Genomic DNA, 16,228 nt, shown 5'->3' with positions numbered 1-16,228 from the left:
TATTTTTTATTGTATTAATTATTAAGATTATATACTAATATGTCATAATAAGTATCTAAATAGTAAAAAATTCTACTTACATAAAACATAAGGAGGTTATATGTATATATGTGTAGAAATAAACAATATAAGATATTAATTAATATTATTAGGAGGTGTTATTCATTAGTAAATTAGCTAATACAATAAGAATGATGATATTAATTCAAAGTAGAGGAAGAATGAAGTGTAAAGAGCTAGCAGAAGAGTTGGAAGTAAGTGAAAGGCAAATAAAAAGCTATAAGGAATATTTAGAACAAGCAGGTATATTTATAAATTCAACACCTGGGATTTATGGTGGATATGAAATCGATAAATGTAATAGTATCTCACTAATTAAATTATTGGATAGTGAAGTTTCAATTCTAGACATGATAAATTCACAACTAGAGTACAATAATGATATTTACAAAAATGAATTTAATAGTATTGTAGAAAAAATAAAAGCAGTATTAAATACAGGAGAAAAAAGCGATATATATATGGATTATTTCACAGTACAAGCACAACGTAATTGTAATTATGAGTTTGAAAAAGAAAAATTCAGTGAAATAACAAGGGCATATACAACAAAACGCAAAATCAAGATAAAATATTATTCTTTGAATTCTGGAAATAGTGAAAGAGTTGTACATCCATATTGTTTATTTAACTATAAATCAGATACCTATATGGTAGCTTTTTGTGAAAAAAGACTTAAGTTTATAGATTTTAAATTATGTAGAATTAAAGAGTATACTGTTTTAGACGAAAAATATCTTGTAGATAGAAGTTTCAATTGGAGCGAATATAGTAAGAATAGTATAGGTATTTATAAAGGAGAAGAAATTAATATAATTATGAAAATTAAGCAGCCATTTTCAACAATTGTAAGGGAAAAGGGTTAATAATCAACAAATTAGTGAGTATGATGAAGAATCTATATTATTTAAAGCTAAAATGAGAGGTTATAAGGAAATAAAAAGCTGGATTTTAAGTATGGGAGCTTATGTTGAAGTCATAGAACCTGAGAGGCTTAAGAATGATATATTATCTGAAATTGAAAAAATGAGAAAACTTTACTGATTTTTTCCAATCTCTTTATATTTAGACAGATATACTTTATAGTCTAGTGTTAATATATTAGTTAGGAGAGGCGATATTACTGATGGAAAGTTGCATAAATGTATTTCTGAAATAGAAAATATTATTGATAATAGTGAGGATTTAATCTATGTTTATGAGATAAAAAATCCTAATTCAATTAAAAATAAATGTTATGGTATTGATAAGCATTATGATGAAATATTTATATAAGTTTTCAGTGAGCGATATTTATGCTAAAATAGTTGTTAACAGTTGGAATATAAGGGATTGAAGGTGTATAATAAATATTATCAATTGCTTGAGTGTAGTATATTCAATTATATCTATTTTGGAGTTTTATATTAACTAAGTGGTATGTAAAGATATGAATCATTAAATTTACATTTAACAACATATGACATTTTATATTAACTAAGTGGTATGTAAAGATTAAAATAAAAATAATTAAGATATAACACTTTAAAGTTTTATATTAACTAAATCATATCTAAATGAAGTAAACTTATACTATAAATAAAAATCAACATAAAAATGAGGTGAAATAAAATTTATGATAAGAAAATCAAATGATAAAGATATAAACAAAATCATGGAAATATGGAAAGAAAGCACAATCAAAGCACACAACTTTATAAGTAAAGAATACTGGGAAAATAACTATAACACTGTCAAAAACGAATATATACCTATATCAGATACATTTGTATATGAGGATGGTCAAGAAATAAAAGGATTTATAAGCATAATAGATAAAAGTTTTATAGGAGCTTTATTTATAAACTCAAACTATCAAAACCTAGGTATAGGAGGTAAACTTTTAGACTATGCAACTAAAGAATACAAGAATCTAAGTCTAGCAGTATATAAAGACAATAAAAAGGCGGTTGTATTTTACAATAAAAAAGGATTTAATATAGTAAAAGAGCAAATAAATGAAGATTCAGGATTTAAAGAGTACATAATGGAATATGGTAAATAACGTTAATATATTCGACTAAAATAATAATTAACATATTTATTATTCTAATAGGCATAATTTTAAAAAAAATTTTTAGAATTGTGAATTACATGTACTTAAGACATTAATAAACATAATGATAGGGGGAAAAATAATGAATAAAAGAGCATTTATGTATTACACTAGAATAAGAGGATAGCGCACAAATTGTGGCTATTTTACAACAGCTTATAACACATTTTATATAATCTAGAAAAGTTATCTTATGCAAGTAGCCATAATTTCGTGCTATTTAAATTAAATAGTAAATTTAAGGAGATTATGGGAATGAAACAGAATATAAGTAATGTAAATAAAAAAAATACTGGTAAACTAAAAAAGATAGAAACAACTAGATTACTACTTAATGAAAATATAGATGTATTTAAATGTCCACTTTGCAAAGCAAATATGGTTACTGTTGATAAAAATAGTGTCAAATGTGTGAACAAACACTGCTTTGATATATCTAAAAAAGGATATGTTAATTTATTAAATAGTAATACAAAAACTATTTATGATAAAGAGCTATTTGAGTCAAGACATGAAATATATAATTCTAATGTGTATGATTATTTAATAGAAGAAATAAAGTCTATAATCAAAAATTACACTTTAAATAAATATAGTAACTATATATTAGATGCAGGATGTGGCGAAGGATATTTTTTAAATAAATTATCTGAAGATGAAGAGATTAATAATAGATGTAAATTAATTGGAATTGACATAGCTAAAGAAGGGATTTCTATTGCTACAAGAGGAGAAAATGAAATTATGTGGTGTATTTCAGATTTAGCAAATCTGCCACTTCAAGATAGTAAGTTTAATATAATATTAAATATACTTTCTCCTGCAAACTATAAGGAGTTTGCAAGAGTTTTAAGTGATGGTGGAATAGTAGTAAAGATTGTCCCAGAGTCAAATTATTTAAAAGAAATAAGAACAAGTATACAGAAAGACATAAAAAATAGCGATTATAATAATAAAAATATTATAGATGTGTTTAAAAAGCATCTTGATTTGATTTATGATAATAGAATTAATTATAAGACTAATATCAATGTATTAAACTTAAGGAATTTAGTTAAAATGACACCTTTGACATCATCATTACATGAAAAAGAGCTTTTAAGGTTGTTAGAATCAGATATATCTTATATAACAATCGATTTAAGAGTTATAGTTGGTATTATAAAGAAATAAAAGAATTTTTATAAGAGTTTGCTAAACTTTAATTATGATTTTACAATAGAAAATTGCTATGAGACTGGCTTAGTAAAGTCGGGTTTCATAGCAATTTTAATTATTATAAAAATGTTTATTTTATATATTTTAAAAACTTATATAGTATCTAATAAAATATTCTTCTTATTTAAAACGATAAATTGTTAAATCTTAAAGTGTTCTTTTTGAGACATGTTTATTTCAGAGTCGCAATTTCCACAACAATAAGATGTTGAAACATATTTAAATTCTTCGTTATTCTCATCAAACTCCATTTTTTTCTTTGCAAGAATCCCAACTTTAGTTAAATTAGAACCACAATTATTACAGTTTTGGATTTTACATATACTATATAATTTGTCAGGTGTAATATTTTCTAACAGTTCTTCACAATTACAACATCTAATGGAAGCAATTTCACTAGATATTTCAACAGGTTCAGATTTATCAAAAGAGAATTTATATACTATGTCATTTGATACTTTATAACCTGTATCAAAGATATTAGAATTACAGTTTGGACACAAGTATTTTGGAATGTAGAAATCTTTTTTTTCAAAATTATCACTACTAGTATTACAATCCAAATCATCTAAAGTTGAGTTTTCATCTATAGTATCATCTTTATTTAAACTTAGAAGATAATTATAAATTTTCTTATCTTCATTCTGTTTTGCCGTATCTAAAAGATGACTCATTATATTAGGATATTCTTTATTTTTTGATTGTATATTCAAATCTATATAATTATTCTCAATAGCAAAGTATAATATATTAAAATAATTATACTTAACTGCAAAAAATAATAACATCTCATCAAACACTTTATCAATTACTTTGTCTGAAATGCTTATCCAAAAGTCTGGCGAATCTAAATAAACTTTCTTACTAAGTTCATCTAACTCTTCATCTATGTTATTTAAATTATTTTCATTAATTTCCATATCATCACTTCCTTATTATTTTTATATAAAATAAAATCTCATATAAAAATATATCATATTATAATTTACAAGTATAGACAAAATAGGTTAGTTTCTAAATAAAGTTTTATAAATAACCATTAAAATATAAAGCATTAGTCTAAAGTTTACTTAAAAATAAAATGTAAACCTATAATTTATTTTGAGTTGACAAAAAAACGTCTTTCTTTTATACTAAAACAAAGCTTTAATAGAAACTTTGTACATGTACATATAAACTAAATTGAATAAAACGTATGAAGGGAATTATAAAAATGAAAAATACTAAAGTAAATATTCAAGATTTAACTAAAATGTCAATATGTGTAGCATTGTTATGTATATCATCCTATATATATATACCATTGCCATTTACACCAGCAGGAGTAACAGCACAAACAATAATGATAAATCTAATAGCTTTGATTTTAACACCAAGACAAGCATTTAGCACAGTTGGTGTATATATAATGATAGGTTTGATTGGAATACCAGTATTTGGTGGAGGAGCATCTGGGATTGGAAAATTGTTAAGCCCAACAGGTGGTTTTTATTTTGGATTTTTGTTCGCAGCATTAATTATTAGTCTATTTAAAGGAAAAAATAATGATATTAAAAGATATATACCAATAACAATTTTTATTGGTATGCCTATTATATATTTTATGGGAACAGTATTTATGTGTTATTTTAATCAAATGACAGTAGAAGCAGCACTTTTTGCAGCTGTAGTACCATTTTTAATTGGAGATACAATAAAAGCAGTTATTGCATCTTTTTTAGGTGTTAAATTAAACAATGTATTAAAAAGAAATCTACTGTAAGGAGGGAATAGAATATATGGAAGATGTTTTTATATTAGGAGGACTTAGAAGTCATATAGGTCTAAAAAATGGAATCTTTCAATTTGTTCAACCAGAATCTTTGGGTGCAAGTGTATTAAAACACCTAATTGAAAAATATGAAATTGATAAAATTGATGAGGTTATATGTGGAAATGCGGTTGGAACAGGTGGCAATATAGCAAGATTAATGACTTTAACAGCAGGAATTTCAAATGAAGTACCTGCTTTTACTGTAGATATGCAGTGTGCCTCTGCTATGATGAGTATAGAGATAGCATTTTCAAAAATTAAATCTGGGCAGTGTGATTTAATTATTGCTGGTGGATTTGAAAGTAGCTCTCTGCAACCAATGCGTACATACCATAAAAATGATAAAAGATATGATATAAATAATTCTAATTATACAGTTGCTCAATTCTCTCCTGATGATAATAGTGAAAATAGTATGCTAGAAGGCGCAGAAAGAGTAGCAAAGTTGTATCAAATTGAGAAAACAGAGTTAGATTTTTGGGTGAAAGAAAGTCATAAAAGAGCAAAGAAGGCTAGAGAAGATAAAGTGCTTGAAGATATTATATATCCTATAGATAATAATACTTATGACGAAGGTATACGTGACAAGATGAGTCAAAGATTATTAGATAGAGTACCATCTATTTTAGGAAAAGGAACTATTATAAATGCAGCAAATTCATGTCTCATTAATGATGGAGCTTCATTTATTGTACTATGCTCTAAAAAATACATAGAAAATACAAAAAAGAAACCTAAAGCAAAGATTGTTAATGCCTGTACAATAGGAACAGATGCAAATTTAAGTCCAACATCTGCTATAAAAGCAATGGAGAAAATTTTAGAAATAGAAAAAATTAATTACCTAGATATATCTGCTATTGAATTTAATGAAGCATTTGCAGTTATAGATGTGCTATTTCAAAGAAAGTATCCAGAATTGATTGATAGATATAATGTATTTGGTGGAGCTTTAGCCTATGGTCATCCATACGGTGCTTCAGGTGCAATTATTGCATTACATCTTTTAAAAGCATTAGAAAAGATTAATGGTAGATATGGAATTTGTTCTATAGCCGCAGCTGGTGGCTTGGGTTCAGCCTTATTGATTGAAAGGGTGTAGATTATGAACTACTATGAACTTCTAAAAATAAAGAAAAATAGTAATAAAAGTAAAGATTTTTTAATTGTAGATGGAGAAAAACATACTTATGAAAATATGTTAAGTTATAGTGAAAAACTTGGAAAACAAATTTCTGTAGGTGAGAATGTACCTATTTTAATATATTCTAAAAGTATAATGTTTCAGTTAATGAGCTTTTTCGCAATTAATTATTCAAAAAATATACCTATTATTTGTCATTATAATCTTTCTAAAAAAGTATTGAATGACATTATAATAAAAAATAATATTTCAATAATTATATCCGATGAGACTATGGACAACATTAATTTATCTGATGATAATGAAAAAGTAAAGAAAACTAATTTTTCTATATCTAATCCTAAAGTTAATATATATATGTATCAATATAATACTCCTACAAACTATCTAGATAAAGATATATGTATGGGAGTTTTATCTTCAGGTTCTACAAGTGTTCCAAAAGTATTGTATAGAACATATGAGAGTTGGGTTGGATTCTTTCCTACCCAAAATGATATTTTTAATATATCTGAGGAATCAATTTTGTTTATTAATGGGACATTGAGTTTTACAGGAAATCTAAATTCTTTAATATCAGTATTATATGAAGGTGGAAGTGTTGTAATAAATTCGGGTCTAAACTGTAAGTCATGGATAAAAACAATAAAACAATACAATATAACTAACATATACCTCGTACCTACAAAGCTTCAACTCTTGGCTAAACACTTAGAAGAAGCAATACTCAATGTTGTAAGTATTTTCACAGGTTCTCAATTATTGTTTGAAAATACTGCAAAAAGTTTAAAATACTATATGCCAAAATCTGAAATTATTTTATATTATGGAGCAAGTGAATTAAATTACATTACATACTTATGTTATGATGAATTAATTAAGAAACCTTTAAGCGTAGGTAGACCATTTCCAGAAATAGATGTATATGTTACAGATGGAAAGATTTTTGTAAATACAAAATATGCAGTATATAATGCAACAAAACCTTATTCTGTAAATGATGTTGGATATTTTGATGATGATGGATACTTAATCTTTGAAGGAAGAAATGATGATATTGTAAATATTGGAGGATTTAAAGTTAGCTCTACTAAAGTTGAAAATGAGGTGAAAAAAATTCCTCAAATTGAGAACGCAGTTGTATTACCATATTCAGACTCCATAAGAGGAAGTCAAATTGCATTATTTGTAACAATTATAGATAAAATTACAAAAAAAGATTTATTGATTAAAATGAGAAAGAATCTAATAAAAAATGAAATCCCAAGAAAAGTTATCTTTTTAAATTCATTTCCATATACCTCTTCTGAAAAGATAGATAGATTAGCACTATTAAAAATATTATAAGTATAATATTTAGTAATTTTAGTGAACCAATATATTGATAAAAACATATTGTATATAGTAAAGGAGGCTTACAATATGTCAAATCAATACGATATAACTGTTATCGGGGGAGACCTGCGACAAGTGTACATGGTAAAAAAACTAATTAATAAAGGGTATTCTGTAGTCACTTATGGAATATCAAATGAAATCATAAATGGAATCGTTGGAAAAGCAACTTCACTAGCTGAGGCACTATCCAAAAGTTCCATTATTTTATGTCCAATTCCATTTACAAAGAATCAAGTTAACATTGAAAATACTGATGGTTGCCTAGATGCAACTATTGATAACTTGCTAATTAATTTATCTCCTAATCAAATATTGTTTGGAGGTAATATACCAACTAAAGTTTGTAAATTTTGTGAGCAACACTCTATTCAGATTTATGATTTTATGAAAATGAATGATGTTGCTATTTTAAATGCAGTTGCTACAGCTGAAGGAGCCATAGCAGAAGCTATTAAAAGAAGTATAATTAATATACATCAAAGCAACTGCTTAGTATTAGGTTTTGGAAGATGTGCACAAATACTTGCCAAAAAATTATACTCTTTAGACGCAAATGTATGTGTTGGGGCAAGAAAGAATGATGCAATAAGTACGGCTAATGCATTTGGATATTCTAGTATTTCCTTGAATCAACTTGATGATAAACTTTTACAGTTTGATTATATTTTTAATACTATACCGGAATGTATTTTAACAAAAGAAAGACTGGAAAAAGTATCACAAGAAGTAACTATTATTGATATAGCTTCTTCTCCTGGTGGAGTGGATTACTCTGTTACGAAAGATATAGGTATTAATGCGACTCTTTGTCCTGGGCTTCCTGGTAAATACTCACCAAAGACATCTGGTGAAATTCTTGTTAACGCTATAGAAAATATTATAAATGAAAGAAGGGATTAGAAAATGAGACTTAAAGGACTTACAATTGGAGTAGGATTTACTGGTTCGTTTTGTACTTATGATAAAATATTTATAGAGTTGGAGAATTTGGTTAAAGAAGGAGCAAATGTACACACTATATTTTCAGATGTATCACAAAATATCGATTGTAGATTTGGAAATTCTGAAGAGTTTATGAAAAAAGCATATGAACTTACAGGTAATAAACCTATCGTTACGATTGAAGAGGCAGAGCCATTTGGACCTAAAGGAATTGCTGATATTATAATAATAGCACCTTGTACTGGAAATACTGCTGCAAAATTAGCAAATGGTATTACGGATTCACCAGTATTGATGGCAGCTAAAGGTCATCTTCGTAATGATAAACCACTAGTAATATCAATATCAACGAATGATGCTCTAAGCTTTAATTTCAAAAATATTGGTATTCTCCTTAATTCTAAAAACATATATTTTGTACCTTTTGGCCAAGACAACTGTAAAGCAAAGCCTAATTCTATGATTGCACATACGGAATTAATAGTTCCAACTATAGAACTTGCTCTAGAAAATAAGCAATTACAGCCTGTTATAAAAAGCCCACATCAATAGATTAGTGGTGTGATATATGTATTGTATGTAATATTAATAAAGTCCAGCAATATTATTTGCTGGATTTTATTCTATAATTTATTAAAATATTTACCTAATCTAATTTATAAACTGGAATTTATATTACTTTGCTTCTTTAAATATTAATCTCACTGTACTTGATACAAAACAAGCAGACATAATCAAGATAAATACTGATAGTCCTCTAATAAATAAATTATCTACATAATAAGCTACTACTGCAATACCTACAATCATTAAAATTGTACTTATAATTAAAGATAAAATGCTGATTATTTTTAATTTTTTCATCCGTATTCCTCCTATGAACTTTAAGTTTATTTTTACTGTATTAACTATACCTTATTTCGTATTATATAAGACTTGTGAATTTATATGTTTAATTATACTACATTGAAAAAACTTATCTGTATATATTTTTATTCATAAGAAAAACGCAAAATATTCATGTTAAAATAATAACGTTATCATTAAGTTTTAAGATGAAAATTTCTATAATCTACATAAAAAATAAAGTGATATATAATGAAACTAATGATTCGTAAACTAGAGTATTAGTGGAACAAGTAAGATTATTTTAAATAAAAATAAAATGTTAAAAAAATAACTTGAAAATAGAAAGAGAAGATGTTATACTGTTAATAAATTAACATTTAAGCAAAAAATACTATTCTAGGAGGTTGTCAAAATGTCCAATAAAGAACAGGATATAATAGAAAATATAAAGGGAGATGAGGTTATGTCAATTAATGTAGGTGTTGTAAATAATGTTGAAACTTTAGTTAAAAAATTAGCAAAAATTAGAGAGGCTCAAAAAAAATTTGCCACATATACTCAAGAGCAAGTAGATAAGATTTTTTTAGCAGCATCTTTAGCAGCTAATAAGCAAAGAGTTCCTTTAGCTATAATGGCACAAAAAGAAACTGGTATGGGAATTGCTGAAGATAAAGTCATAAAGAATCATTATGCTTCAGAGTATATATATAATGCATATAAAGAAACAAAAACTTGTGGCGTAATAGAGAAAGACGAGGCATTTGGTATGACTAAAATTGCTGAACCAATAGGTGTTATTGCAGCTGTTGTACCTACAACTAATCCAACTTCTACTGCTATATTTAAAGCACTATTGGCACTTAAAACTAGAAATGGGATAATCTTCTCTCCACATCCAAGAGCAAAGAATTCTACTATAGAAGCTGCAAAAGTAGTTCTTGAGGCGGCTGTTTTAGCTGGAGCACCTGAAGGTATAATTGGATGGATAGACGAACCTTCTTTAGAATTAACTACAACTGTTATGAAAGAGGTAGATTTAACTCTTGCTACAGGAGGACCTGGAATGGTTAAATCAGCATATTCATCTGGAAAGCCAGCTATTGGAGTTGGAGCAGGTAATACACCAGCAATAATTGATGATAGCGCAGACATAAAAACTGCTGTAAACTCAATTCTTGTGTCTAAGACTTTTGACAACGGTATGATATGTGCTTCTGAACAATCAGTTATAGTATTAGAAAATGTATATAATGAAGTTAAAAAAGAATTTAAAGAGCGTGGAGCTTATTTATTAAATAAAGATGAAACAGAGAAAATGGGAAATGTAATTTTGGTAAATGGAGGATTAAACTCTAAAATAGTTGGTCAGACAGCTTGTACAATAGCAAAACTTGCAGGTTTTGAAGTTCCAGAAGATGCTAAAGTTTTAATAGGTGAAGTAGAATCAGTTGAATTAGAAGAGGCTTTTGCTCATGAGAAACTTTCACCAGTACTTGCAATGTACAAAGCAAATGATTTTGATGATGCAGTTAGAAAAGCAGAAAAGTTAGTTGAAGATGGTGGATTTGGGCATACATCTTCATTATATATCGATGATGTAAATCAAAGAGAAAAACTTGATAAATTTACTTCAGCTATGAAAACTTGCAGAATTTTAATTAATACTCCTTCTTCTCAAGGTGGTATAGGTGATTTATATAATTTTAAACTAGCTCCTTCTCTTACTTTAGGATGTGGGTCTTGGGGTGGAAATTCAGTATCTGAAAATGTAGGAGTTAAGCATTTACTTAATATTAAGACAGTAGCTGAGAGGAGAGAAAATATGCTTTGGTTTAGAGCACCAGAAAAAGTTTATTTCAAAAAGGGTTGTTTAGGAGTAGCACTAAAAGAACTTAAGGATGTAATGAATAAAAAGAGAGCTTTTATTGTAACAGATACATTCCTTTACAATAATGGGTATACTAAAGCAGTTACTGACTTATTAGACGAAATGAATATTAAACATACTACATTCTTTGAAGTAGAGCCAGACCCAACTTTGGAATGTGCCAAGATAGGTGCTAAAGCTATGAGCGAATTTAATCCAGACGTAATAATATCTATAGGTGGAGGAAGCGCAATGGATGCAGGGAAAATAATGTGGACATTGTATGAACATCCAGAAGTAGATTTCCAAGACCTAGCTATGAGATTTATGGATATAAGAAAAAGAGTATATACATTCCCTAAAATGGGTGAAAAGGCCAATTTCGTAGCAATACCAACATCAGCAGGGACTGGTTCAGAAGTAACACCATTTGCTGTTATAACTGACCAAGACACAGGGGTAAAATATCCACTAGCTGATTATGAATTAATGCCAAATATGGCCATAGTTGATTCTGATATGATGATGAATATGCCAAAAAGTTTAACTTCTGCTTCTGGTATAGATGCTTTGACTCATGCATTAGAAGCATATGTATCTATGCTTGCAACTGATTATACAAATGGTATAGCACTACAAGCTATTAAGAGTATATTTGAATATCTTCCACGTGCATATGATAATGGAGCAAAAGACCCAGAAGCTAGAGAAAAAATGGCAAATGCTTCTACAATGGCAGGTATGGCTTTTGCAAATGCATTTTTAGGTGTTTGCCACTCTATGGCTCATAAGTTAGGTGCTTTCCATCATGTACCACATGGAGTTGCAAATGCTCTTTTAATAACAGAGGTTATGAAATTTAATTCTTCAGATGCACCAAAGAAAATGGGGGCATTTTCTCAATATAAATACCCAGAAGCTTTAAAGAGATATGCTGAAATAGCTTCATTCTTAGGTTTAAAAGGAAATTCTGATGAAGAGAAATTCCAAAGCTTACTAGTAGCTATTGAAGAATTAAAATGTAAAGTTGGCATTCCTAAAACTATAAAAGAATTTGGTATTGAAGAATCTAAGTTTATGGATTCAATAGATGAAATGGTAATTCAAGCATTTGATGACCAATGTACAGGAGCAAATCCAAGATATCCTCTTATGAATGAAATAAAAAATATGTATTTAAATTCATATTATGGAAGATAAATTATTAAAAAATATATAAAATAAAATCCCTTATACATGAGATAAAATTTTACTGTATAAGGGATTTTTATTTGGAAAAATGAATAGTTTTTATTCTTTAATTCAAAATTCAATTAAATAGTGTTATTATAATAGTTAAAGAATGTTTTATATGATAATTAGATTGGTTTTATATATGGTATTTGGGTATATTTGTATATAACATAAATGATAAATTTATATTAAATAAGGTATGTTAGCTATATAAAGTAGTGACTAATTAGGGGAGGAGAAGAATGACGAAGAGAAATAAGAGTGTTACATTAATTATAATTCTTTTGTTGACATCAGTATTTCTGATAATGGGGTATATCTATATAGAAAATACAAAAAATCTTCTTATATCAGAAGCAGAAGTACATATAAAAGAAGTTGCAATACAAGGTTCTCAATTAGCCCAGAGACAAATTGAAAAAGATTTAGATGTTTTAAATATTTTTTCAAGTTATTATGCTTCGAATCCAAACATATCTAATGAAGAAAAAATAAAAAAGCTTTTGGATGAAATGGAAAATCAAAAATTTTACACCATGGCAATAGTTGATATAAATGGTAATACAGAAAATACTAAGGGTAACAAGTTTTCAGTTAAGGATAAAGAATTCTTCAAAAACTCAATTAAAGGTAAAAATTATGTTTCAAGTCCATATGTTGATGAAGTAAATAAATCTGTAAAAAAGATTACTATATCAGTGCCAATATTAAATAATGATAAAATAGTTGGAGTTTTATATTGTACCTATGATATCAATACTTTAATGAAACTTATAAATGTATCTTTTTATGAAGATAATAGTATATCTTATGTTGTAAAAAATGATGGGAAAGTTATACTTCATCCTCAACAGGACAGACTATCAAAAAATATTTATGAATTATTAAAACAGGATAATGATATTAAAGAGGTAAATGATTTAAATAAAAAATTAGAAGAAAATAAAACAGGTGCAACAATATTAACAATCTCAAGAGAAAGACGATATCTAGGATATGCCACTATGGATAATGGAAATGAAAAAAATAACTATATAAAGGATTGGAACTTGATTTTTTCAGTTCCAGAAAGTGTTATATTCAAGAATTCAGAGCAAATTATTAAGAGAGCTGTATATGCAGTATTATTTATTATATTTGTATTTATTACAATTATTTTCTATATAATGTATATAAAAAAATCTAATGAAAAAGAAATATTAAGTTTGGCTTATGAAGATAAGATTACTCATATAGGAAATCAAAATAAGTTTTATAAGGAGTGTAGTAAATATCTTTTAAATAAACCATCTTTAAACTATATTATAGTATATTTTGATATTAATAATTTTAAGATGATTAATGATACTTTTGGATACGAATTTGGTGACAATCTGTTAATCACAATAGCAAGGGCTTTAAAAGAGGAACTAACAGAAGGCGAAATATATGCAAGACTTTCGAGTGATTATTTTTCAATTTTCTGTGACTATAAAAAGGGAAGAGATAAAATTATAAGAAAACTTGATAATATACGAAATAATATTGAAAGTAATTTAAATACAGTATTTGAAATTTCTCTGTGTGTTGGGATTTACTTTGTAGAAGAAGGAGAAGTAGATATTCAAAAGGCTGTAAATAAGGCAAATATGGCTAGGTCTGTTGCTAAAGGTAAAAATATAAATTATGCTATTTATAATGAGGATGTTAGAAATAAGCTTAGTGAAGAATCAATTATTTTAGATGATATAAAAACAGCCTTAGTAAAAAATCAATTTGATGTATATTATCAACCTAAGTTTTCACTTGTAAATGGTGAAATGATAGGTAGTGAGGCATTAATACGATGGAATCACCCAGAATATGGATTTATAAGTCCAGCAATATTTATACCTATAGCAGAGAAAAGTCAATTGATTTTAAAAATTGGGAGATTTGTGTTTGAGAGAGTCTGTATAGATTTATCTGACTGGAAAAAACAAGGTAAAAGTATAGTTCCAGTTTCAGTGAATTTATCTAGAGTTGAATTGTACCAACCAGATATCGTAAAATTTATTAATAGTACTATACAAAAATATAATATAAATTCAGATTTAATTGAGCTGGAGATAACAGAAACTGTAGCTATGAATGAATTAAATATTTTGAAGAATGTCTTAAATGAGTTAAGAAAGTATGGATTTTCTATTTCTATGGATGATTTTGGGACAGGATATTCTTCCATTAGTTGTTTAAGAGATATGCCAATTGATGTACTGAAATTAGATAAATCTTTTCTTGATGGTATAGAAAATGATGAGAGAAGTCGTAATATAGCAAAATCTATAGTATCTCTAGCTAAATCCCTAGACTTAATTGTAACTATAGAGGGTGTTGAAAGTAAGGCTCAAGCTGAGCTAATGAAGCAATTCGGATGTGATTTAGTCCAAGGATTCTATTTTGCAAGACCAATGCCAGGTATAAATTTTATAAGTTTATTGCAAGATTGAAATTTAAATTTTATATAAAACACTATTATAGATACTTGAGTTTAGTAAATTCTTGTTAAATAATTAGTGTTTTTTGATTTTTGGTCATATGCAGACTATATAAGGGAAAAGTAATAGTTTTTTACAAAGATTGTATTAAAAATAAATTATTTTGCTAATAAACATTTTATTAACAAAAGAATAGTACTATAATGTATAGATGATAAAAACTTTAATAAAAATTCAGTGTATAGGAGTTGTTTAAGTATGATAGATGTAAGTATTGATAAAAAACTTAAGGAAAGATGGCCTGATGCGAAGTTAGGCTGTATCCAAGCAAAAGTAGCAGTAAATAAGAGCTCAGAAAAATTAATTAACAAGATAAACGAGTTTTGTGACATTTTAAATCAAAGTCTAAAAGTTGAAGACATTACAAAATTGGATAAGATTAAAGATGCAAGAAATGCTTATAAAGAACTTGGTAAAAATCCAAGTAGATATAGAACGTCTTCAGAAGCATTAATTAGAAGAATTATCCAAGGGAAAGGTCTTTACACAATAAATAATATAGTTGAAATAAATAATCTAATATCAATAAAATCGTTGTATCCAGTAGGTACATATAATGTAAGTAAATTACATTCACCAGTATGTTTTACTGTAGGAGACGAAGGTGAACAGTATAAAGGTATTGGAAAAGAATTAATAAATATAGAAAATCTTCCTATATTATCTGATTCACTAGGTAAATTTGGAAGTCCAACTAGTGACTCTGAGAGAGCAATGATAACAGAAGACGCAAATGAAATACTGATTTGTATATTTTCTTTTAGTCAAGAATCTGATATTGAAGAATATTTTGATTATGCTAAGGAATTACTAAAAGAATATGCAGATGGAAAAGATATAGAGACTAAGATAATTAAATAGAATGTATATAACAACGTTATGTTAGATTGGAATATAATGTTTAAGAAATAATTTAAGATAAGTAAACTAATAAATAATTATTTTCTTTTATTTAAAAAAGTAGTTTAAAGTTACAAAAATAGATAGATATCCCCATGATTCCTAAAAGTATGGTAATATATTAATATAGCAGAGCCTATATTTAAGGGATTTTGAAAGGAGGTATTTACAATAACTATTTTACCTAAAAAAT

15 protein-coding genes are annotated in these 16,228 nt (G+C 27.0%); 13 read left to right on the top strand and 2 right to left on the bottom strand.

Going from position 1 to position 16,228, the window contains the following annotated elements:
- Nucleotides 1-155 precede the first annotated feature (155 nt).
- From ACTG48_RS16715 to ACTG48_RS16695, 5 genes are all read left to right on the top strand, one after another.
- Nucleotides 156-926 (top strand): helix-turn-helix transcriptional regulator, encoded by a 771-nt coding sequence (locus ACTG48_RS16715; RefSeq protein WP_479917449.1) that lies wholly within the window; start codon nt 156-158, stop codon nt 924-926.
- A 52-nt stretch (nt 927-978) separates the two neighbouring features.
- Complete coding sequence (locus ACTG48_RS16710) at nt 979-1,104, top strand: WCX domain-containing protein (RefSeq protein ID WP_479917448.1); 126 nt, start codon at nt 979-981, stop codon at nt 1,102-1,104.
- A gap of 90 nt (nt 1,105-1,194) precedes the next feature.
- A complete protein-coding gene (locus tag ACTG48_RS16705) occupies nt 1,195-1,335 on the top strand; it encodes a hypothetical protein (protein WP_479917447.1) in 141 nt (46 codons plus the stop codon).
- Nucleotides 1,336-1,675: 340 nt separating this feature from the next.
- Nucleotides 1,676-2,104, top strand: a complete 429-nt coding sequence (locus tag ACTG48_RS16700) for an N-acetyltransferase (protein ID WP_479917446.1) — start codon at nt 1,676-1,678, stop codon at nt 2,102-2,104.
- Between the two features lie 306 nt (nt 2,105-2,410).
- Nucleotides 2,411-3,328 carry a putative RNA methyltransferase gene (locus tag ACTG48_RS16695; RefSeq protein WP_479917445.1) on the top strand — a complete coding sequence of 306 codons (918 nt, stop codon included), beginning with the start codon at nt 2,411-2,413 and terminating at the stop codon, nt 3,326-3,328.
- Between the two features lie 185 nt (nt 3,329-3,513).
- Here ACTG48_RS16695 and ACTG48_RS16690 read toward each other — a convergent pair whose 3' ends face one another.
- Entirely contained in the window at nt 3,514-4,293 is a 780-nt protein-coding gene (locus tag ACTG48_RS16690; RefSeq protein WP_479917444.1) for a hypothetical protein, read from the bottom strand.
- 293 nt (nt 4,294-4,586) lie between these two features.
- Between ACTG48_RS16690 and ACTG48_RS16685 the strand changes: the two genes are divergently transcribed.
- The 5 genes from ACTG48_RS16685 (at nt 4,587) to ACTG48_RS16665 (ending at nt 9,222) form a co-directional block, all read left to right on the top strand.
- Complete coding sequence (locus ACTG48_RS16685) at nt 4,587-5,135, top strand: biotin transporter BioY (RefSeq protein WP_479917443.1); 549 nt, start codon at nt 4,587-4,589, stop codon at nt 5,133-5,135.
- 16 nt (nt 5,136-5,151) lie between these two features.
- On the top strand, nt 5,152-6,288 hold the full coding sequence (locus ACTG48_RS16680; protein WP_479917442.1) for a thiolase family protein: 1,137 nt from the start codon (nt 5,152-5,154) through the stop codon (nt 6,286-6,288).
- Between the two features lie 3 nt (nt 6,289-6,291).
- On the top strand, nt 6,292-7,677 hold the full coding sequence (locus ACTG48_RS16675) for an AMP-binding protein (RefSeq protein WP_479917441.1): 1,386 nt from the start codon (nt 6,292-6,294) through the stop codon (nt 7,675-7,677).
- Between the two features lie 75 nt (nt 7,678-7,752).
- The gene (gene dpsA / locus ACTG48_RS16670) at nt 7,753-8,628 is read left to right on the top strand and encodes a dipicolinate synthase subunit DpsA (RefSeq protein WP_479917440.1); all 876 of its coding nucleotides are present in this window, start codon (nt 7,753-7,755) and stop codon (nt 8,626-8,628) included.
- A 3-nt stretch (nt 8,629-8,631) separates the two neighbouring features.
- Nucleotides 8,632-9,222, top strand: coding sequence for a dipicolinate synthase subunit B (locus tag ACTG48_RS16665; protein ID WP_021385926.1), 591 nt, complete (start codon nt 8,632-8,634; stop codon nt 9,220-9,222).
- A 123-nt stretch (nt 9,223-9,345) separates the two neighbouring features.
- Here ACTG48_RS16665 and ACTG48_RS16660 read toward each other — a convergent pair whose 3' ends face one another.
- The gene (locus ACTG48_RS16660) at nt 9,346-9,534 is read right to left on the bottom strand and encodes a hypothetical protein (RefSeq protein ID WP_021385931.1); all 189 of its coding nucleotides are present in this window, start codon (nt 9,532-9,534) and stop codon (nt 9,346-9,348) included.
- Nucleotides 9,535-9,931: 397 nt separating this feature from the next.
- Between ACTG48_RS16660 and adhE the strand changes: the two genes are divergently transcribed.
- The 3 genes from adhE (at nt 9,932) to ACTG48_RS16645 (ending at nt 15,996) form a co-directional block, all read left to right on the top strand.
- A complete protein-coding gene (gene adhE, locus ACTG48_RS16655) occupies nt 9,932-12,586 on the top strand; it encodes a bifunctional acetaldehyde-CoA/alcohol dehydrogenase (protein WP_479917439.1) in 2,655 nt (884 codons plus the stop codon).
- A gap of 275 nt (nt 12,587-12,861) precedes the next feature.
- Nucleotides 12,862-15,087, top strand: a complete 2,226-nt coding sequence (locus tag ACTG48_RS16650; RefSeq protein WP_479917438.1) for a bifunctional diguanylate cyclase/phosphodiesterase — start codon at nt 12,862-12,864, stop codon at nt 15,085-15,087.
- 246 nt (nt 15,088-15,333) lie between these two features.
- Nucleotides 15,334-15,996 (top strand): B3/B4 domain-containing protein, encoded by a 663-nt coding sequence (locus tag ACTG48_RS16645; protein ID WP_021385878.1) that lies wholly within the window; start codon nt 15,334-15,336, stop codon nt 15,994-15,996.
- Nucleotides 15,997-16,228: the final 232 nt, after the last annotated feature.

Source organism: Clostridioides sp. LIBA-6822, from assembly GCF_056688955.1.
The sequence above is the reverse complement of the archived record's forward strand: the minus strand, read 5'-3'. Positions and strand labels throughout refer to the sequence as shown.

Coding starts and splice junctions, on each gene's coding strand:
- ACTG48_RS16660 (WP_021385931.1), bottom strand. CDS start 9,534: ATGAAAAAATTAAAAATAATCAGCATTTTATCTTTAATTATAAGTACA.
- ACTG48_RS16700 (WP_479917446.1), top strand. CDS start 1,676: ATGATAAGAAAATCAAATGATAAAGATATAAACAAAATCATGGAAATA.
- ACTG48_RS16710 (WP_479917448.1), top strand. CDS start 979: ATGAGAGGTTATAAGGAAATAAAAAGCTGGATTTTAAGTATGGGAGCT.
- ACTG48_RS16650 (WP_479917438.1), top strand. CDS start 12,862: ATGACGAAGAGAAATAAGAGTGTTACATTAATTATAATTCTTTTGTTG.
- ACTG48_RS16695 (WP_479917445.1), top strand. CDS start 2,411: ATGAAACAGAATATAAGTAATGTAAATAAAAAAAATACTGGTAAACTA.
- ACTG48_RS16645 (WP_021385878.1), top strand. CDS start 15,334: ATGATAGATGTAAGTATTGATAAAAAACTTAAGGAAAGATGGCCTGAT.
- ACTG48_RS16680 (WP_479917442.1), top strand. CDS start 5,152: ATGGAAGATGTTTTTATATTAGGAGGACTTAGAAGTCATATAGGTCTA.
- ACTG48_RS16675 (WP_479917441.1), top strand. CDS start 6,292: ATGAACTACTATGAACTTCTAAAAATAAAGAAAAATAGTAATAAAAGT.
- ACTG48_RS16690 (WP_479917444.1), bottom strand. CDS start 4,293: ATGGAAATTAATGAAAATAATTTAAATAACATAGATGAAGAGTTAGAT.
- ACTG48_RS16665 (WP_021385926.1), top strand. CDS start 8,632: ATGAGACTTAAAGGACTTACAATTGGAGTAGGATTTACTGGTTCGTTT.
- ACTG48_RS16685 (WP_479917443.1), top strand. CDS start 4,587: ATGAAAAATACTAAAGTAAATATTCAAGATTTAACTAAAATGTCAATA.
- dpsA (WP_479917440.1), top strand. CDS start 7,753: ATGTCAAATCAATACGATATAACTGTTATCGGGGGAGACCTGCGACAA.
- adhE (WP_479917439.1), top strand. CDS start 9,932: ATGTCCAATAAAGAACAGGATATAATAGAAAATATAAAGGGAGATGAG.